Source organism: Acinetobacter brisouii CIP 110357 (assembly GCF_000488275.1).
Taxonomy (GTDB): domain Bacteria; phylum Pseudomonadota; class Gammaproteobacteria; order Pseudomonadales; family Moraxellaceae; genus Acinetobacter; species Acinetobacter brisouii.
Map to the genome: position 1 here is coordinate 104,105 of NZ_KI530764.1, position 18,178 is coordinate 122,282.

17 protein-coding genes and 1 pseudogene are annotated in these 18,178 nt (G+C 42.1%); 7 read left to right on the forward strand and 11 right to left on the reverse strand.

Annotated elements, in window-relative coordinates; genetic code table 11:
- Window positions 1-521: 521 nt before the first annotated feature.
- The 3 genes from P255_RS13590 to P255_RS13600 all read right to left on the reverse strand — a co-directional run bounded on the left by P255_RS13590 (window position 522) and on the right by P255_RS13600 (window position 3,689).
- Window positions 522-1,250 carry an ABC transporter ATP-binding protein gene (locus P255_RS13590; protein ID WP_004898286.1) on the reverse strand — a complete coding sequence of 243 codons (729 nt, stop codon included), beginning with the start codon at window positions 1,248-1,250 and terminating at the stop codon, window positions 522-524.
- Complete coding sequence (locus tag P255_RS13595; protein WP_004898284.1) at window positions 1,243-2,385, reverse strand: ABC transporter permease; 1,143 nt, start codon at window positions 2,383-2,385, stop codon at window positions 1,243-1,245. Before P255_RS13595 ends, P255_RS13590 begins: the two co-directional genes overlap by 8 nt.
- A gap of 77 nt (window positions 2,386-2,462) precedes the next feature.
- On the reverse strand, window positions 2,463-3,689 hold the full coding sequence (locus tag P255_RS13600) for an efflux RND transporter periplasmic adaptor subunit (RefSeq protein WP_004898282.1): 1,227 nt from the start codon (window positions 3,687-3,689) through the stop codon (window positions 2,463-2,465).
- A gap of 347 nt (window positions 3,690-4,036) precedes the next feature.
- Here P255_RS13600 and P255_RS13605 point away from each other — a divergent pair, with 347 nt between their 5' ends.
- Genes P255_RS13605 through P255_RS13615 form a run of 3 tightly spaced genes read left to right on the forward strand, consistent with a single transcriptional unit; the run spans window position 4,037 to window position 5,791 of the window.
- Window positions 4,037-4,609: a hypothetical protein gene (locus P255_RS13605; protein WP_004898280.1), complete on the forward strand. Its 573-nt coding sequence runs from the start codon at window positions 4,037-4,039 to the stop codon at window positions 4,607-4,609.
- Window positions 4,579-5,076, forward strand: a complete 498-nt coding sequence (locus P255_RS13610) for a chalcone isomerase family protein (RefSeq protein ID WP_004898279.1) — start codon at window positions 4,579-4,581, stop codon at window positions 5,074-5,076. Before P255_RS13605 ends, P255_RS13610 begins: the two co-directional genes overlap by 31 nt.
- A 19-nt stretch (window positions 5,077-5,095) precedes the next feature.
- Window positions 5,096-5,791, forward strand: coding sequence for a response regulator transcription factor (locus P255_RS13615; RefSeq protein WP_004898277.1), 696 nt, complete (start codon window positions 5,096-5,098; stop codon window positions 5,789-5,791).
- Here P255_RS13615 and P255_RS13620 read toward each other — a convergent pair.
- Genes P255_RS13620 through P255_RS13650 form a run of 7 tightly spaced genes read right to left on the reverse strand, consistent with a single transcriptional unit; the run spans window position 5,788 to window position 13,256 of the window.
- Window positions 5,788-7,116 (reverse strand): sensor histidine kinase, encoded by a 1,329-nt coding sequence (locus tag P255_RS13620; protein ID WP_004898275.1) that lies wholly within the window; start codon window positions 7,114-7,116, stop codon window positions 5,788-5,790. The two genes, P255_RS13615 and P255_RS13620, sit on opposite strands and share 4 nt — an antisense overlap.
- Window positions 7,117-7,144: 28 nt before the next feature.
- Entirely contained in the window at window positions 7,145-8,194 is a 1,050-nt protein-coding gene (locus tag P255_RS13625) for an SAM-dependent methyltransferase (RefSeq protein ID WP_004898274.1), read from the reverse strand.
- 8 nt (window positions 8,195-8,202) lie between these two features.
- Window positions 8,203-8,982, reverse strand: a complete 780-nt coding sequence (locus P255_RS13630; protein WP_004898272.1) for a DUF1295 domain-containing protein — start codon at window positions 8,980-8,982, stop codon at window positions 8,203-8,205.
- Window positions 8,983-9,009: 27 nt separating this feature from the next.
- Entirely contained in the window at window positions 9,010-10,209 is a 1,200-nt protein-coding gene (locus P255_RS13635; RefSeq protein ID WP_004898270.1) for an SAM-dependent methyltransferase, read from the reverse strand.
- 6 nt (window positions 10,210-10,215) lie between these two features.
- Entirely contained in the window at window positions 10,216-11,001 is a 786-nt protein-coding gene (locus P255_RS13640; RefSeq protein WP_004898269.1) for a DUF1365 domain-containing protein, read from the reverse strand.
- A 21-nt stretch (window positions 11,002-11,022) separates the two neighbouring features.
- The gene (locus P255_RS13645) at window positions 11,023-12,285 is read right to left on the reverse strand and encodes an NAD(P)/FAD-dependent oxidoreductase (RefSeq protein ID WP_004898267.1); all 1,263 of its coding nucleotides are present in this window, start codon (window positions 12,283-12,285) and stop codon (window positions 11,023-11,025) included.
- Window positions 12,282-13,256, reverse strand: coding sequence for an acyl-CoA desaturase (locus tag P255_RS13650; protein ID WP_004898264.1), 975 nt, complete (start codon window positions 13,254-13,256; stop codon window positions 12,282-12,284). The genes P255_RS13645 and P255_RS13650 overlap by 4 nt, the downstream gene beginning before the upstream one ends.
- 421 nt (window positions 13,257-13,677) lie before the next feature.
- On the opposite strand from P255_RS13650, the pseudogene P255_RS15760 reads away from it, so the two are divergent.
- The 4 genes and pseudogenes from P255_RS15760 to P255_RS13665 all read left to right on the forward strand — a co-directional run.
- A pseudogene (locus P255_RS15760) lies at window positions 13,678-13,796 on the forward strand (IS3 family transposase); the annotation flags it as partial.
- A 389-nt stretch (window positions 13,797-14,185) separates the two neighbouring features.
- A complete protein-coding gene (locus P255_RS13655; RefSeq protein ID WP_004898262.1) occupies window positions 14,186-15,445 on the forward strand; it encodes a M20 family metallopeptidase in 1,260 nt (419 codons plus the stop codon).
- A gap of 18 nt (window positions 15,446-15,463) precedes the next feature.
- Window positions 15,464-16,081, forward strand: a complete 618-nt coding sequence (locus tag P255_RS13660; RefSeq protein ID WP_004898260.1) for a trimeric intracellular cation channel family protein — start codon at window positions 15,464-15,466, stop codon at window positions 16,079-16,081.
- Between the two features lie 155 nt (window positions 16,082-16,236).
- Window positions 16,237-16,500: a TIGR03643 family protein gene (locus P255_RS13665; RefSeq protein WP_004898258.1), complete on the forward strand. Its 264-nt coding sequence runs from the start codon at window positions 16,237-16,239 to the stop codon at window positions 16,498-16,500.
- Window positions 16,501-16,797: 297 nt separating this feature from the next.
- On the opposite strand, the gene P255_RS13670 is transcribed toward P255_RS13665, so the two are convergent.
- On the reverse strand, window positions 16,798-18,096 hold the full coding sequence (locus tag P255_RS13670; protein WP_004898257.1) for an MFS transporter: 1,299 nt from the start codon (window positions 18,094-18,096) through the stop codon (window positions 16,798-16,800).
- Between the last annotated feature and the right edge of the window lie 82 nt (window positions 18,097-18,178).

Sequence of the window (18,178 nt, forward strand, 5' to 3'; positions counted from 1 at the left end):
ACTTATGAACTTATGAACTTATGAACTTATGAACTTATGAACTTATGAACTTATGAACTTATGAACTTATGAACTTATGATTAGTATACTTAATTAAATCATAAACTTAATTACTTTAAGTACCCTAAAATCATAAAAATCTGACTTTTAAACATGCCGTTTTTTTAGATCCAACTCTAAAAGTGAGTGCCAATAAAAATATTGAAAAATCGGCATTTTGACCCTGTAAAGTGCTGCTTCCAGCGGTCATATTTTCTTAACCTTGTAAGCTGTCGCGCACAAAAGATAGAGACAATGTCCATATTCAAACTCAATCGGATCCCTTACTCTAAAGCTATAAAGAACAGAAAGTTCTGGAACATAAAACAAAAATGATAAGTTCAAGCATCAGGATGTGAAGTACGACAGGAATCATACTTAAAACGCAAATACGAAAAAGCCTCGACAGGATGTCGGGGTTTTTTCTTTTCTATCAATGATCTAGGTTTAATTATGCTGATCTGTTCACATTTGCGCTTCTGTCAGAGATGAGCTGCCGATGCTTTTTGATTTAGCGAATCACTTTTGATGCTGCCATCAACTAGATTAATGGTTCGATCACAGGTTGCTGACAGGCGTGGATCGTGGGTGACTAGCAGCACTGCACAGTCTCGCTCACGATGAACTTTTCGAAACAACTCGAAAACATCTGCAGCTGTTTGAGTATCCAGATTGCCTGTAGGCTCATCGGCCAATAATAATGCTGGATCAGTGATCAGTGCTCTGGCAATCGCGACCCGCTGTTGCTGACCACCTGAGAGTTCATTTGGTTTTCTGTCGGCAAAGTTTTCCAGACCGACCGCAGCCAATAATTCATGTGCTTTTTCCAATACCAATTTATCGGGTTTCCCCCGTGTCAGCATCCATGGCATCAGCACATTATTTAAGGTCGTAAATGCCTGAATCAGATGATGAAACTGAAACACAAAACCGATGCTGTTACCGCGTAACGCGGTACGTCCTGCATCATCCATGTTACTTGTAGGCTGACCCAGCAGATAAAGTTCGCCACTGCTTGGTTGATCCAGCAGACCAAGAATATTCAATAAAGTACTTTTGCCAGAACCTGAAGGCCCAATCAGTGCTGCAAAGTCACTGCGATCTATACGCAAATCAATCCCATGCAGAACCTCAACTTCATTGGGCTGGCCGATATTGTAAGACTTGCACAATGCTTCTAGGCGCAGGACTTCATGAGCAGGATTAGACATGACGAATCGCCTCCACAGGATCAAGAGCTGCTGCTCGGCGTGCTGGTACAGCTGCAGCGAGGGTACCAGTGAGGGTTGCCAACAGTAATGCGAGCAGTACCAAGTTGATGGGCACTGGAATATAAAATAAACCTGGCCCAAAGTGATTAAAGGCCCACACTAGCGCATAACTCACCGCACTGCCCATAACTGAACCCATTAAACCGAACATGGCACCCTGAAAAAGGAAAATACGCAAAATTTGCTGTTGGGTTGCACCTGTTGCACGCAAAATACCAATTTCCCGAGTTCGTTGCACGACACTAACTGACAATACACTGGCAATTCCAAAAGCGACAGAAATAGCCACAAAGACAATAATCATATTGGTGGACAGGCTCTGTGCTGAAATCGCATTCATTAATTGTGAATTGGTTTTAATCCAGCTATCAGCCTTCAGTGAAGTTAAGCGTCCAACTTGCGCAGCAATCTCATCGGCTTTGAAAATATCTGTAACGGTCAGATCGATGACAGTGACTCCCCCAGGAAGGTTGAGTAATGATTGCGCCTGTTTTAAGTCGAGATAGACGTAACGCGCATCCAGTTCACGCACGCCTAGCTCAAAGATTCCAGCAACATTCACCACCGTACTATTTTGTTGACCTGTATCCAGTCGCAGCTTACTTCCTACTTGCACCCCCAAGTCATCGGCTAACTGGCTCCCGATCAGTACATTGTCCGCCCCTACTCGCAGCTGACCACTGATCAGATAGTTTTTGAGGGGAATAATTTTTTGATAACGCTCTACATTAATTCCGACGAGCGCTACAGATTCGAGCGCGTCACCACGTTGGGCAAATGCAGGACCTGATACAACAGGTGATACTGCGGTCAGTACAGGCAACTGATCTAGCGTTGCCATAACTTCCTGCCAGTTGTTGATCGAGCGCAAGCGTTGTGCACGCTTATCTTCCAGCAATAATTGTAAAGTTCCTGCTTTTGGAGGAAGAGTTTGGTTCACCTGATCTGGTGATAACACACGGATATGCGCTTGCGTGCCTAAAGTTCGCTGGATAATATTCGACTGCAGACCTTGTACTAAAGATGAAACAAACACGATCACTGCGACACCCACAGCGACACCGACGGTGATCATGAAAGACTGTACGCGTCCTTCACGCAAAAAACTGAGTGCGATCGTCCACTCAATCCAGAGTCGTCCAAGAAAACTGTTCAATTGAATTTCACCGGTAATTCATTTTTGCTGTCTGCAGCATACGCCTGAGCAAAAGGAATTTTTTCTAGTTTCAAGCGTACACGCGTACCATCAGTCAGTGAAGAAACAGGGTTAGCCAAGATATGATCCCCTGCCTTTAAACCCGCAATGACCTCTGATATCGCTAGACCACGTAAACCCAAAGTAATCGGCTGATGCTGTATTTTTCCGTTAGGTACCAAGAGTACGGTTGCCTGATTACCCTGTACATTGGTTAAGGCATCATTTGGGATCGCCAGTGCTCGATCACGTTTTGCTGTTTCAATATTTACAGAAACCGTCATATCCTGACGCAAAAATTCAGGTACAGGGTCAACTGCCAAGCGTACTTCTACCGTACCGCGCTGCGGATCAATGCTCGGTGCAATAAAATTAATACGGGCAGGAAATGGTTTATCTGGGTAAGCGTCAGCAATCACAACAGCATGCTGCTGTAATGCAAGCTGTGGTAAATTGCGCTCATCGAATGGTACGCGAATTTCCGTGCTGCCATCCAGTGCGATGGTGAGGAGGGTACGGCCAGGCTGTACCAGATCACCTGGTTCCACATTACGTGTCAGAACCGTACCTGCCACTTCAGCGCGGACTTGGGTTCTAGCCAGTTGTGCCTGCAGCGCAGCCAGACGTTCACGGAGCAGTTTCTCCTCAACATTGCCTGGGGCTAGTGCTGTTGCCGCCAAACGTGCTGACTCAAAGTTATTACGAGCCACACGTTCAGCTTTATCCGCTTGTTCCTTTGCTTCGGTCGATAGACTTCCAGATTCGCTCAGGTTGCGTCTGCGGTTTGCTTCACGGATCGCTTGATCTAGCTGGACTTTGGCATTCGCCAAATCGACTGCAGCCTGTGGGCGTCTACTGGTTGCCAGTTCGGTAAGTGCGGTCTCTGCCTGTTTCACCTGAGCAACAATCTCATCAGATTTCAGTACCAGCAACAAATCTCCACGTGAAACTCGGTCACCTTCCTGTACCAGACGTTCGAGGATGACGCCAGTAATTTCACTCCCAACCTGAGCGCGTGATACTGTCATGACTCGTCCAGTTGCCACGACTGTTTGTACAATGGGCATCGAAGCAACGCTGTAGCTTGATAATAGCGGCCCCTGCCACCAGCGTAATGCAGCAAAACTTGCAGCAATAATCAACACTGCAATAATCACAACATACTTATAGCTGACCGTGCGCAATGAGCTTCTCCAGATTAGATGGAAACGGGCACATATATCTGCAAAGTACTACCGTTCAGGTGAATTTTATGCTTTATAGTCCTTTGACTATAAAATGTTATTGAACCGATTGATAATATATTTTCACGTTAAAAACAGTTTTTTTGCATAAAAAGCGAACCAAATATGTCTAGGCTGGGTGCCGTATCAGGAAATTCTCTCGATAAGTAAAATTTACAAAATCATTATCATCTCTGTGACATTTTTGGATGCATTGAATCTTAATGGCATCAGACCAGACAAAATAACTATTCACATTCACTTCACATGGTTTTTCTTAGATTAAATAAAAAGTAAGGAATAGTGTGATGAAAAAACTTAAAAAACTCATGGCAACGACTATCGCAGTTTTAAGTTTAACTGCGTGCAAAACTGTTCCAAGTTATACCAATGACTATGCTAATGCAGATCAAAATATAAAAGGTATTACCTTAAATAACGAACAGGCCTACAGTATCGGTTCACGTTTTGTCGCCGCATTCAATACTTTGGGTACACCCGTTTTTGTTGATCGTGCAAGTAGTCTCTATGCTGATCAATTGTTTATTAATGATACTTTATCGCAGTTTGCCCACAAGAAAGATCTAATCAAGCATTTTGAAGGCATGAATAGTCGGGTCAGCAATGTCAGCGTCAAACTGATTAGCGCTACACATCATGAGGATTCTGCATATATTCATTGGAAAATGGCGTATGACTTTAAAATTTTTGGTACTAAAAAAGCCATGAAGTCATATGGCATCAGTGAAATCAAAATCAATCAAGCGAATCAAATCATCTTTCAGCAAGATTTTTGGGACCCAGCAAATGGTCTTTACAGATCAATGCCTGTGGTTGGAGGAATTTACGGATGGATTTTGCCTTTCAAAAATACACGCTAATACTCACAGGAATGATATTGCAATGCTGCGTATCATCAAATGCCGCAACATTAAAACAATGTAGTTCAGCCCCACTCATGGTCAGTAAAAATAATGTTGGGCATGTGAACTATTTTGCAGAGAGCTGTCAGAAAGCTTGGGACAATCAAAGTATTCAACTTGATTTTTCCTATGAGCGTGACATACCAGGATGGGCATTTAAGCAGGCGGCGACATATTTTTTAAAAAAGAACGTTGCAGATAATATTTCACTCAACACATTAAATAAAATTACCGAATGGTATCAACCCGTCAGAAAAGGAGATCTGTATCGCTTAAATTACCAGCATAGCAGCAAAAAAATGACATTGTCCCTCAATAATAAAGTCTTGGGACAAATTAGTGATCCTCAAATAAATCAATATTTTAAAATATGGTTTGGGCATGCACCTTTTAATGCTAAATTAAGACAACAACTATTAAATTAATAGGGTTCATGGTTAGCATATGAATAATCACTTTATTCTGATGGTTGAAGATCATTTTGATTTAGCCGCAACGGTTTGCGAATTTCTTGAAGCGCACGGCTACATTATCGATCATGCTCGCAATCTTGATGCAGCAAAAACTTTTCTAAAATCCCAGCCTTATCACTTACTGTTATTAGATATTAATTTACCCGATGGTTCTGGGTATGATTTATGTCACTGGCTCCGCGATCAGCAAAGCCTGGATATCCCTGTGCTGATGCTCACCGCACGCGATACGCTTGATGATAAACTGAAGGGTTTCGCAGCGGGAACTGATGACTATTTGGTCAAACCATTTGATTTTAATGAACTTGTTGTACGCATACGTGCTTTAATTAAACGGTCTTTAGGTGAAGTATCAAATAACAAACTGCAAATTCATGATCTAATTTTGGATAGTGCTAAACAGACGGTATCCAGAGCTGGGCAGATCATTGAACTCCCACCGATTCAATTTAAATTACTCAAAATTTTGATGCGTAACTCTCCTAAAGTCATTACCAAGCAAGAAATCATGATCGAGCTATGGGGAGATGAAGAACCAGAAAGCGATGCTTTACGTAGCCACATTTATAGCTTACGTAAAATGATCGACAAACCCTTCGCTCAAAAGTTACTTCATACCGTTTCAGGCGTGGGAATTAAAATCGCACTCGAAGCCCATGAGTATTAATGAAAATACACCACTACAATGAGCCCCGTACTCGGCGCCAAATTGAGATCAGGATGTACAGACAGGTAATACTCTCGATCAAACAGTTCGACTCTCCAGCCCAACTGTTTACAGAGTTTTTCGACCAGCTGCAAACCGATCCCGTGACCTTTAACCTCAAATGTCATTTGTGAGCTATCTAATTCTTGCGCCTTGGCATCATTTGGCAGGCTGATTCCAACGCCATTGTCTGCAATGACTAAATTATGTTTTTGCTGAATAATATGAATTTCTGAACCTTGCGAATAATTCAGCGCATTTCTTAGAATATTACTGAGTACCATTTTGGTCATGGATGGGTATAAATTTCGGGGTTGTTCTGATTTTTCACCCTGCACATGGATCACCATGCCTTTACTTTGACTCACTGTCTGCAATGACTCGACCAAGTCCTCAATAATTTCAGATAATAAAATTTGCTCAGAGGATAAATTCTGAGTCGTATTACGCGCAATTGCCAACAAGGTATCTACCAAAAGTTGCATATCATCAATCGTGTTACTCAAACGCTTAAATGCCTTATCGTCACCATAACGTGCCTGACATAACTGTACATTTCCTTTCAGAATTGTAAGCGGTGTCCGTAATTCATGACTCACATCACCTGTAAATTCCCGTTCCCGCTGAATAAATGTACTTAAAATATAGTGATATTTTTCTAAAGCCTGCTTCAGATATTTCGCGTCCATATTGCCATTGGTATGGATATCTTCGAATGGGGATGCCTGCGTGTTTTGATGTGCCCAATCAATATGTTCTAATGCATTTGCCAGTCGCGTAATGGGTGAAAAATAGCGCCTAGCGCGTCGGTTTGACCACCATAAAAAGCTATATAAAACAAATAGGCTAAACATAAGAGGCGCCAAGCCAAATAACCACACTAATTTATTGACATTGCTTTCACCAAATACCAGTAATACGTGCTGCCCATTGCGCTCACCATAAACGGTCATTCGCTCTTTACCATCTATCCAGATGCGGTGTACACCAATATCCAGTGGCGTATTCTGAAAGCGTTGGGGAGGAATATGCGTATTCCATCGATAACCATATAGATTTTTGGTATCTGGCAAATCTGCATTCGGGTTGCGATCTACGCGTACCCAGTAATGCTCCATTTCTTGCTCTAATGCAGTTTTTAATAGCGACCCTTTGATGACCCAAGCACTGCAAGCAATCCCGACAACAATCGATAAAGCAATCAGACCGATTTGCAACCAGTAATAACGATTGAATATTTCTGTAAGGGCATGCTTTTGATGGTTACGTGCTTGGGATTTCAGCATATAAGTTTCCTAAATGAGAGCCGGATAATTAGCTGCTTTTATTTTGAAATAAAAAATGGCCAATCACCCATTCTTGACCTTGTTCGAAACCAAATAGTTCCGCACAAGCCATGAAAAAAATTCTCCAGCGTTGCCACCATGCATCTGCATCTTTTCCATAAACCTGCTCAAATATTGGTCGGAGTTCAGTTTCCTGTGCATCCATATTACTGAGCCATGCATTTGCTGTTTTTTCATAGTGTTGACCTGACCATTGCCAATGCTGACTCAGTTCCAGATGCTCCTGGAAGTGTAAAAAAGTAGAGGTCGAAGGCATTAAGCCACCTGTGAAAAAATATCTAGACATCCAGTCATATTCTGATTTTATTTCAAATGGATAATGTAAAAAACGATGGCAAAAAATATGACACCACAATAAACCATCTGCCTTGAGCCACCCACCAATCTTTTCAAACAACCGCTGATAATTTCGAACATGTTCAAACATCTCTACCGATACTACACGATCGAAATAATTGGATGTCAGTTCCAATACATTTACATCACAGGTGATTACATCAATATTGGTCAGCCCTTGAGCCTGAGCTTGCTCCAGGATATGTTTGCGCTGGGTTTTAGAATTAGAAACCGCGGTAATATGCGCATTTGGATAGCGTTCAGCCATCCACAAAGTAAATGAACCCCAACCGCAACCGAGCTCCAAAATTCTTTGACCATCTTTTAGCTGCGCTCGTTCGCTATAGAGCTGTAATGAATAATTTTCTGCTTGATCTAATGTCGTCGTTTCATGCGGAAAATAACATGCGCTATATTTCAAGCGCTTGCCTAAAACCGCCTGAAAGAACTGGGTTGGCAGTTCATAATGTTGTTCATTCGCTTTATCTGTCTCTATCGCAATTTTGCTTTGTTTCAGCAGATTAAGTACGTCCATGTAACGCTGAGCAGCCTGTTCAGGATCATAACGCCCTTCTTGAATCAGACGTTTTTTACTTAATGCGCGAATTGCGGCTCGAATGGCTGGGTCAGGAATTAAACCACTTTCAACCAGTTTTAAAGATTTCTGAATAATATAATCCATGTGCGTACCTATTTTTTGGGTTTCCACGGAATGAACATTGATGTTCGCTGCTGATAATCGAGATAATTCTGTCCCCGATTTTTAACTGCCTGTTGTTCGCTAAACGGAATGCCCGTGATGTAATACAAAAACAACCACATCAGGACTGGATAAATCCACAATACATAGAGTCCTGCTGCCAGTCCTAATATTGGATAAGCAAACCAATGTATCCACTCAAAAAAATAATTGGGATGCCGTGAATACCGCCAAAGCCCCTGATCCATGGTTAAACCACGATGTTCTGGCTGTTGTTTAAAGGCATATAATTGCTGATCAGCGATTGTTTCTCCTATAAAAGCAACCACCAAAATAACGACTGCAATCGCTAAAACAATAGGATAATCAGGCCGCCAGCCTTGTTCAGCCGTCGTCAGCAATGCCCACATCGGCAAGAAAAATAAAATAACCAATCCTGCCTGAAACATAAAAAACAACAGAAAGCCAATGTGTTGAAACTTTCCCATAGCCTGACGCATATTGGCATATCGCCTGTCTTCCTGCCGTTCGGAAAGATAGCGGCGGAAGAGATGCGCGCTCAGTCGGAGAAACCAAATACCACTACAGATGCCGATAAACAGACGTATCGGCAATGGAGCAATATCTGTCAAAGAAGCCGTCAGTAAAATATTTAAAGCAAGGCAAGCACTCCATGCAACATCCACTATGCCAACGCGGCGGTTGAATGTTGCCCAGATCCAGCAGCACAGCATAATCACAAGATTCAAGATCATGAGTTCAACTAACATCATCTTCTCCTGTTTTGATCAGCCAAATTAGTAACCGCTGGCTTCAAACAGCATATGCACATCGCTAATCACGCCTTCTTTAAAGCCACCCTCGCAGTAACATAAGTAAAAGTCCCACATTCGAATAAAGTTTTCATCAAATCCGAGATTTAAAACCTGATCTTTTACGGCAAGAAAACGCTCACGCCAATGATGGATAGTTTGGGCATAACTCAAGCCGATATCATCTAACTGTTTCAAACGCAGCTTTTGTTCTGAAGCTGTCTGGGTCAGCACACTGATACAAGGAATAAAACTGCCTGGGAAAATATAGCGTTTAATAAAATCAACGGTTCTGAGCGCTTTTTGATAACGTGCATCTTCAATTGTAATGGCCTGAATGAGTGCCAAACCTTTCGGTTTGAGTAACTCACGACATTTTTGAAAATATGTTGGAAGATACTGCTCGCCTACCGCTTCAATCATTTCAATCGAAACCAATTTATCGTACTTGCCTTCCAATAGACGGTAGTCTTTCAATTGTACATCGATCCGATGGCTTAACCCGGCAGCATGGACACGGGTAATAGCTTCTTGATATTGCGCTTCAGAGATTGTAATGGTCGTGACTTTACAGCCATATTGTTGTGCTGCATATATGGCAAAACCGCCCCATCCGCTCCCGATTTCCACCAAATGATCTAAAGGTTTTAATTGTAATTTCTGACAAATCAACTCTTTTTTTAATTCCGAAGCAGCATCTAATGACATGGTTTCATGTTCAAATACAGCGCTGGAATACATCAGTGAATCATCTAAGAACAGTTTGAAAAAATCATTACTTAAATCATAGTGTTCGGCAATATTTTTGCGACTACCACTGATACTATTTTTACGAGTTTTATACCAGTTTTTCAGTACAAACTGACTCACTTGAGCAAGCGCGTTTTGGTTGAGTTTGTCTAGAATCTCGCGATTACGGGCCAGAATTTGCACAAGTTCTACCAATTGGTCACTTTGCCAGTCTCCGCGAATATATCCTTCGGCAGCACCTAAAACACCATGTTTAAAGATTAACTCGATGAGTTCAGGATTATGCACCTCTACGATGGCATGCAAATCCGAAGCCTCTCCGACTGTGCCATTCCAAACTCCACGAAAACTGATCTGTCCATGCCGCAATTTAAGTAGGCTTCTCAACAAAAAAGGCAGCGAATCTTGCTCACCATAAAGAAATGCTTTCATCATGAGGTATTAATCCTTATTTTTCTTTGGGTGACGGTAAAATGGAACTTTTTTCCACCACAACTGAAAGGCTTGTATATAGATTGAAGCCATCATTTTAAAAGGTCCAAGGCTATGTCTCAGAGCATAATGATGTTGTTGTGAAGGAAATGTGATTGGATTCAAACGAAAGCGCATGGTGGCATCAAAGATCTGTTTTCCTGTTTCAAACAGCTGCATATGAATGACATTTAACGTCTCAGAAAAATTAAATCGCCAACGGTAATCCAATTCCATCGGCATAAACGGTGAAACATGAAATGATTTTTGGAAATTAAACTCAAAACCTTGGAAATCACCATGTGACATGAGCTGGTTGCGACAGTCATGCAGGTAAACCTTTCTCTCGTTCCATGGAGTATTGGTAATTTCACTCAAAATAAATGCTGGCTGCTTTTGTTCTTGATCAAAAATAAAATAAAATACCACCGAATTAAATCGAAAACCCAGACAGCGTGGCAAAGCCAGTATGCGTATTTGTGAAGCTGGAGATAACGCGACATTCGCATATTGCAGTACAGCTTTTTGTACTTTTTCTCTGATTGTGCCGTGGTAGGCGGTTAAAAAATCTGTGGCATACAAATTGAGTATGTTCCAGCGATGTGAAGACCACAGCCATGAATTGGCGGTTATTGTTTCAAGTTGATCTGGATCAAACCACAGATAGTTTAATTTAGACTCAAAAGCATGTTGTTTGGGCGCATAACGCCTATGACGTATAGTGGCCTCTGCGATTGCAAGCGAAGTATTCAACATTTGATCACTCCATGCAGATCATCATAATTTTTTCAAATAATCTACTACACGTGCAGCACTTCGAGCGCCATCTTCATGAAAACCCCATCCCCAGTAAGCGCCACAATAAGAGCTACGATTTAGCCCTTGCAGTTCATGCCAGCGAGATTGAGCCTGAATCGCCTTTTGATCAAAAACAGGATGACGGTAATACCGTTGCACCAATATCTTTGCTGGATGGATATCCATATTTGGATTTAAGGTTGCGAAGATTTGCTCTTTGCATTTGAGATTCTGCAAATTATTCATCCAGTAGGTAAAACCATAATGGATTGCTGGTGAATCAGTGAATTTACTTTTAGCTGGTGTGACATGCACATGCCAACTTGCCCACTGTGAACGTTGTTTCGGCATAATCGATGTATCATGATGAACCACCATATGGTTATCTTGATACTTAAAGTTTTGTAAAATTTCTTGTTCTAAATCAGTTGGATCTTTTAATAATTTTAGACTGTCATCTGCGTGACTGGCAAAAATCACCCAGTCAAAAACTTGAACGCCTGTATCTGTTTCTAGCAGTACATGGTCTGTATGTCGACTCACGTTTTTAATCTCTAGATTTTTCCATTGAATTGAGGGACATTGCTGTTGAATCGCGCGAATATAACGATTTGAGCCATTCTTTACAGTCTGCCATTGCGGACGTTCTTTTAACTGTAGCATTCGATGATGCTGGAAAAAGCTCACCACAAACTTATACGGAATATTACCGACCTGATCGACAGGTGTTGACCACAACGCACCACACATCGGGTATAGATGTTCTTGACGAAATTCCTCTGAATAACCGTGTTGGTTTAAATAGGCTTCTATCGTCATTTCAGGGTCATGATTGATCACAGATCGTGCTTTATTATCTTGATAAAAGCGTAATAAATCTGCCAACATACGCCGAAATTTTTTGTTGAAAAAGTTTTGTGGGCGAGTCAGTAAAGACCATTTTTTGGAAGGGTTGTATTGTAATCCCGTCACATGATTATTGACTGAAAAACTCATGTCACTGGACTGGGCATCAACGCCAAGCTGGGCCAACATCTCACTAAATAATGGATAATTGTAGTCATTGAATACAATAAAACCACTGTCAACCGTAATCGCCTGCCCCTCTATTTCAAAATGATGGGTATCGGTATGCCCACCAAAATAAGTATTTTTTTCAAAGACGGTTACTTCATGTTGAGCTGACAGTTTCCATGCAGCATAAAGCCCAGAAATACCCGAACCTATGATTGCAATTTTCATGAAAGATCCCCGTTTTTCAATTTTTTTGAACTGATATTGATTTCTGATAAATTGCGGCGGCTTGCTGCATAAATGCGTTTTGGAACAGGTTTTAAACCCCAAACTAAACCGAACCAAGACAGGATTTTTAACAAATAATAAGTCACATCAATCTGCCACCAGTAAAAACCCTGTCGGGTACTACCCGCATAAAAATGATGATTGTTATGCCATCCTTCACCTAAGGTCATGATAGAAAGCAATAGGTTATTCCGACTCTGATCCTGAGTATCAAAATCCCGCGAACCATATAAATGTGCCAAAGAATTGATACATAATGTGGCATGAATCAAACATACCGTTGAAATTACAAAACCCCACACCAGCAATTGGGGACCTGTTGTTTGAAAGTCTGGATACGCGAACGCTAACCATTCTCCCAAAGCATAAATGGCAGCAGCAGTGAATAAGACGATCGGGAGATTGAAGCGATCTAACCAGATTAACTCTGGATATTTAAGCCAATCCTTAACCACTTCTTTGCGAATTTTAAAATTCTGATCATTCAGAAACCATCCCACATGGCTATACCAAAACCCATGCGTGGACGAATGTGGGTCGTTTTCTGTATCTGTAAAACGGTGATGATAACGATGATGTGCAGCCCACCATAAAGGGCCACGCTGAGCACTCATTGTGCCAATTAAGATAAAAATAAACTGAACGAATCTGGACGTTTGAAAAGTTTTATGTGACAAGTAACGATGAAAAAATGCGGTAATGGCAAACATTCTAATGACATAAAAAAACAGCATAAAGCATACTGCAAACTTAGACACACCGACCCAAAATACTGCTAGACAGGCAATATGCAGCAGAATGAAAGGCAAAATGCGTAGCCACTGAATTTTATAAGCGCTGTTTGGATGCACGGGTTGTGTTTGTACATCACCTGACCAGCTGTCTATCCAGCGTAGAAAAAATTTAAACATCGTTTCTTCCGGATTTTAAGTATTTCTTTGTGGGATTCATTCTAGATATAGCAAAATGAAATTTATGTGAAGTAAATCTTTTTGATTTTATTCATACTATTATTCAGACTGAGAACAATAGCATGATCAATGGTGCTATTTTTGATCAGATGTTCTAAATCATTCAGAAGCTGAACAGTCAGCGACGTTCCAACCGCCTTTGAGTTAGATGAAATAGCGAATTGGCACGGTGCTTATGAAGGTAAGCTATACCTTGAAAAATTCAAAATTGAAGCAGTGAAGCCAGTTATTGAGAAAAGTTAGTGTAGCTGAGGTTTAGACCGTATTAGGTATGACTACGCGCCTTATGCATGACAAACATTTTTAAACATCACAGTCTGAATACAGTCTGGCTGTAGTTTGCACAGTATACCGCTTACGTCATTATAGTGCTGTGGCTGAAAATTTGTTTCTGTTATTAAAATGAGAAAGGATCAAGAAGAAATATATACCTCAAGAGCTGAAGCCAAGTCTGATATCTTTGAGTATATTCAGATGTTCTAAAATTCAAAACACAGACATAGTTCTAATGGTCGGTGTTCTCGATGAGAGGATGAAAGGTCTATCAAAAGACAGTGATGTGTGTCTAAAATTTTAGTGGTTATTTGATAATAGTGGTGCAAAAATAAACAGAATCTCAAAGCTATATTGCCTATAGCGGTTTTTTTCAGACGGATGAAGAAAACCAGATTTGGACTCATTGCAGTTTCCAAATGGGCTAGAACAAGACCAACCACACGCAGTAAAAAATTAAAAGTAATGGACTTCAGTTGAGTAAAACAATCCAGATTATGTCTAAAGGCAAGAATGCGATGATTGATCTACATGGTGCAGAGCTGATCTAAAGACGTAAATCTTGTTGTTTCCGCTCATTGTTTAAGGATGATTTTATGAACCGTACAGCAGTAACAGCTATCTTAAAAAATCTGGATCAGCTCATGCCTGAACTGGAGAGCTTGTACAAAGACGTACACGCTCATCCTGAGTTGTCGATGCAGGAAACCCGAACAGCAGGGCTTGCCGCAGACTGGCTGCGCAAGGCAGGTTACGAGGTGACAACAGGTGTTGGGAAAACAGGCGTTGTCGGTCTTTTGCATAATGGTGATGGCCCGACAATCATGTTACGTGCCGACATGGATGCCCTTCCGATCGAAGAAGCCACCAAACTTCCGTACGCCAGTACAGTCACGCAGATGGATAATCAAGGCAAGTCTGTACCTGTTGGGCATATGTGCGGTCATGATATGCATGTAACGTGGCTCGTCGGTGCTGCTGTTTTATTTGCCCAAGCTCGTGATGTCTGGAAAGGTACTTTGATGATCGTGTTTCAGCCGGGTGAAGAAACAGCTGAAGGGGCTAGAGCGATGATAGAAGATCGCCTGCTGCAACGTTTTCCAAAACCTGTGGTGGTGCTTGGTCAGCATGTCATGTTGGGGGCAGCTGGAGATATTGCAGGTAGCGCAGGCCCCATCACCTCAGCCGCAGATAGCTTGCAGATCAGACTGTTCGGTCGTGGTGCTCATGGCTCTATGCCACAAGCCGCCATTGATCCTGTTGTTATGGCTGCATCTACTGTTCTTCGACTGCAAACGATTGTGGCGCGCGAGGTGGCAGCAACCGAAGCAGCCGTGATCACCGTGGGTGTATTGCAGGCAGGGACAAAAGAAAACGTGATTCCTGACGAAGCAATCATCAAACTGAATGTTCGGACTTTTGACGAGGGAGTTCGCACACGCGTTTTAGCCGCGATTGAGAGAATCGTGAATGCAGAGGCAGAAGCTTCGGGAGCCCCACGCAAACCAGAGATTACCCCACTGGATCAATATCCTCTCAATGTGAATGATGTGGACGCAAGTAATTGCGTTGCCGAAGCATTCCGTGCTTATTTTTCACCAGCACGCGTTCACCACACTGGACCATCACCTGCGAGCGAAGATTTTGGCTGCTTTGCTACAGTTTGGCAGGTTCCATCGGTATTCTGGTTTGTTGGTGGTACAGATCCAGCGGCTTACGCCAAGGCAAAAGCCGAAGGAACATTAAACCAAATGCCAGTTAACCATAGTCCGTTATTTGCTCCAGTGTTGCATCCGACTTTGGAAACGGGTGTCGAAACTTTAGTCGTGGCAGCCCTTGCCTGGCTAACAACATAAAAATCTGGGAGGCTTGGCATGGATACGCTGCTCTTAGTGCTTGATCTGGTTGGGACATTTGTCTTCGCGATTAGTGGAGCAATTGCAGGGGTAAAGCGACAGCTTGATCTTTTTGGAGTTCTTGTGCTTTCCTTTGTAGCAGGTAATTTCGGAGGAATTACCCGTGATGTGCTCATCGGGTCTGTGCCACCAAATGCCATTAATGATTGGCGTTATTTGGCAGCCTCCCTGCTGGCAGGTATCATCACCTTCTATAGATCTTCGATCATCGACAAATTGAGCAGCCCCATGCTGATATTTGATGCGGCAGGGCTGGGGCTATTTGCTGTTGCTGGTACACAAAAAGCACTGACTTTTGGTTTAAACCCCGTCATGGCAACATTGTTGGGTATGCTGACAGGTATTGGTGGCGGAATGGTGCGTGACATTCTTTTAGCGGAAGTACCTACAGTGATGCGTGCTGACGTTTATGCAACCGCAGCTCTAGCGGGTTCAAGTATTGTTGTCATCAGTCCCTTCCTCCATATTCCATCTACGGCTGCTACTACGGCTGGTGCATTGCTTTGTTTTGGGCTGCGTTTAATGGCGATTCGTCATGGCTGGCACTTGCCTATCGCCCAAAAACCCAAACAATAAAAAGAACCTGACGCAGGTTCTTTAGATGAGAAATTGAAAATTTATTTTCTCAAATTCAATTGCATCAAATAAATACTTAGGTTATGTATAAGCATTTGTAAAGCAAATCAAACTCAACGAATTTTCTTGAATATATGGGAAATGGGAATAACTCGATGTTTAGTAATGTAAAAATGCTCGATGCTGATCTATCTCGTGTGATTGAAATGGCGTGGGAAGATCGAACACCTTTTGAAGCAATTCAACGTGAGTATGGCTTAAATGAGCCTGCGGTGATTGAACTGATGCGCCAGAATTTAAAATCAAGCAGCTTTAAACTTTGGCGTAAGCGAGTCACAGGACGTAAAACCAAACACTTGCAGTTACGTTCAGCAGATGTCAGTCGCGCCTACTGTAGTCGTCAGTATAAGCACGCATGATCAGGTGATCTTAAGCCTGTACATTTTGTTCACGGGCTTATGCACTTTTTTAGATGCACAGATGATTGAAGTAAAGAATGCCCTTATCCTTCAAATCAGTTTTTATTCTAAATAAAATAAATGCTTTAGTTGCAAGTCGCTGGATGGTATTTTTTACCTCATAACATTTATAACATTCATAACATTCATAACATTCATAACATGATCATGCTGAAATAATCTCGAAAAAGTGGATCTTATCTCTCATTTATTTTCAGTAAACATTGACTTGGATGCCTGAAAGTATGTGTCTATGATTTAATGAATATTTGGATGAGTTTCCTCACCCCATAGCATGACTAGCATTCCAGAGAACAGCATGGCAATACTGACGAACCAGAAACCTGCCGTAACAGCACCAGCAAAGTGTGCAATCACACCAAAACTTAATGCACCGACGCCATAGCCCAGATCACGCCAAAAGCGGTAAATACCAATCGCTGAACCCCGCCAGTTTGGATGTGATAGATCAGCAACGGCAGCTCCGAGATTGGGATACAATAAAGCCATACCAAATCCAGTGATTGCGGCACTAACAGACCACCAAATCATTCCATCCCGAATCAGCATGAGTCCAACACCTAGCCCGCAAATCCACATTCCCCAAACGATAGGTTTCATCCGACCAATATGATCGGACAGCTTGCCCGTAAGCAATTGTGTAATTCCCCAGACAAAACCATATATCCCGACTATCCAACCAATCGCATTTAAACTCAGTCCACGTTGATGCAGAAATACTGGGTAAAAGACCCAGACCAAAGCATCGACAAATTTTTCCACCATCCCAGCCTGACAAAAAGCCACCATACGCCGATCCTTCCAGTTCATCAAATAGAACATTTGTGCTGTAGTTGGATGTGTTGGGAAGTTGCCAAGTGCTTTAGATGATTGCTGGTGCTGCGGTTTTTTCAAGCTTTGCTGCGCTTCAGTTCTAGCCCATTCTTGAGTTTCTTTTACAAGAGAAAACGCCAGTATGAGTGCTAACGAGATCACGACTGAACCAAAGATCAGTAACCCCAACCGTGCTCCCCATATGAGTGCCATATAACTGGTCAAAATACCCGCCAAGGCAACGCCAATGTATCCTGAAAATTCATTTAACCCCATCGTTAAACCGCGCTCATCAGCACGGGTCATATCCATTTTTGAGGTTTGTGTCATCGACCAGCATAAGCCCTGATTGACGCCGAGCAGAATGGTTGCTGCAACGATCCAGTTCCATGAAGAGGCAAAAAAAATCAGAAATGGAATCGGGACGGCAATCAGCCAGCCAAAAATCAAGACTTTTTTACGCCCAATGCGTTCCGACCAACGCCCAGCAACAAAATTGAGAGTACCTTTGACAAAACCAAATGCCACGACAAAAGCAGTCAGCAGCATAAAAGAACCTTTGGATACCCCAAATTCATCTTCAGCTAAAGCAGGTACAACGGTACGAAACATCCCAATGGTTAAACCAACCAAAAAGACTTGTAAGAGCTGATAGGCAACTTGAGCTAAGTTTTCACGAATACCATACCTGTACGTTGACTCAGATACATTGAATTTCGGCATGGGGAGTGCTCCTGATCTTGACCTATCCGTGCGCTGTGAAAATTGCACACCTGTAAATTAAATTTCACAGTCACATGGTCAT

Excerpts from the sequence above, each read along its gene's own strand:
- P255_RS13620 (WP_004898275.1), bottom strand. The coding sequence starts at position 7,116 with ATGCTGAAATCCCAAGCACGTAACCATCAAAAGCATGCCCTTACAGAA.
- P255_RS13610 (WP_004898279.1), top strand. The coding sequence starts at position 4,579 with ATGGATTTTGCCTTTCAAAAATACACGCTAATACTCACAGGAATGATA.
- P255_RS13630 (WP_004898272.1), bottom strand. The coding sequence starts at position 8,982 with ATGTTAGTTGAACTCATGATCTTGAATCTTGTGATTATGCTGTGCTGC.
- P255_RS13625 (WP_004898274.1), bottom strand. The coding sequence starts at position 8,194 with ATGGATTATATTATTCAGAAATCTTTAAAACTGGTTGAAAGTGGTTTA.
- P255_RS13615 (WP_004898277.1), top strand. The coding sequence starts at position 5,096 with ATGAATAATCACTTTATTCTGATGGTTGAAGATCATTTTGATTTAGCC.
- P255_RS13645 (WP_004898267.1), bottom strand. The coding sequence starts at position 12,285 with ATGAAAATTGCAATCATAGGTTCGGGTATTTCTGGGCTTTATGCTGCA.
- P255_RS13655 (WP_004898262.1), top strand. The coding sequence starts at position 14,186 with ATGAACCGTACAGCAGTAACAGCTATCTTAAAAAATCTGGATCAGCTC.
- P255_RS13665 (WP_004898258.1), top strand. The coding sequence starts at position 16,237 with ATGTTTAGTAATGTAAAAATGCTCGATGCTGATCTATCTCGTGTGATT.
- P255_RS13660 (WP_004898260.1), top strand. The coding sequence starts at position 15,464 with ATGGATACGCTGCTCTTAGTGCTTGATCTGGTTGGGACATTTGTCTTC.
- P255_RS13590 (WP_004898286.1), bottom strand. The coding sequence starts at position 1,250 with ATGTCTAATCCTGCTCATGAAGTCCTGCGCCTAGAAGCATTGTGCAAG.
- P255_RS13635 (WP_004898270.1), bottom strand. The coding sequence starts at position 10,209 with ATGATGAAAGCATTTCTTTATGGTGAGCAAGATTCGCTGCCTTTTTTG.
- P255_RS13605 (WP_004898280.1), top strand. The coding sequence starts at position 4,037 with ATGAAAAAACTTAAAAAACTCATGGCAACGACTATCGCAGTTTTAAGT.
- P255_RS13640 (WP_004898269.1), bottom strand. The coding sequence starts at position 11,001 with ATGTTGAATACTTCGCTTGCAATCGCAGAGGCCACTATACGTCATAGG.
- P255_RS13595 (WP_004898284.1), bottom strand. The coding sequence starts at position 2,385 with ATGATCACCGTCGGTGTCGCTGTGGGTGTCGCAGTGATCGTGTTTGTT.
- P255_RS13650 (WP_004898264.1), bottom strand. The coding sequence starts at position 13,256 with ATGTTTAAATTTTTTCTACGCTGGATAGACAGCTGGTCAGGTGATGTA.
- P255_RS13670 (WP_004898257.1), bottom strand. The coding sequence starts at position 18,096 with ATGCCGAAATTCAATGTATCTGAGTCAACGTACAGGTATGGTATTCGT.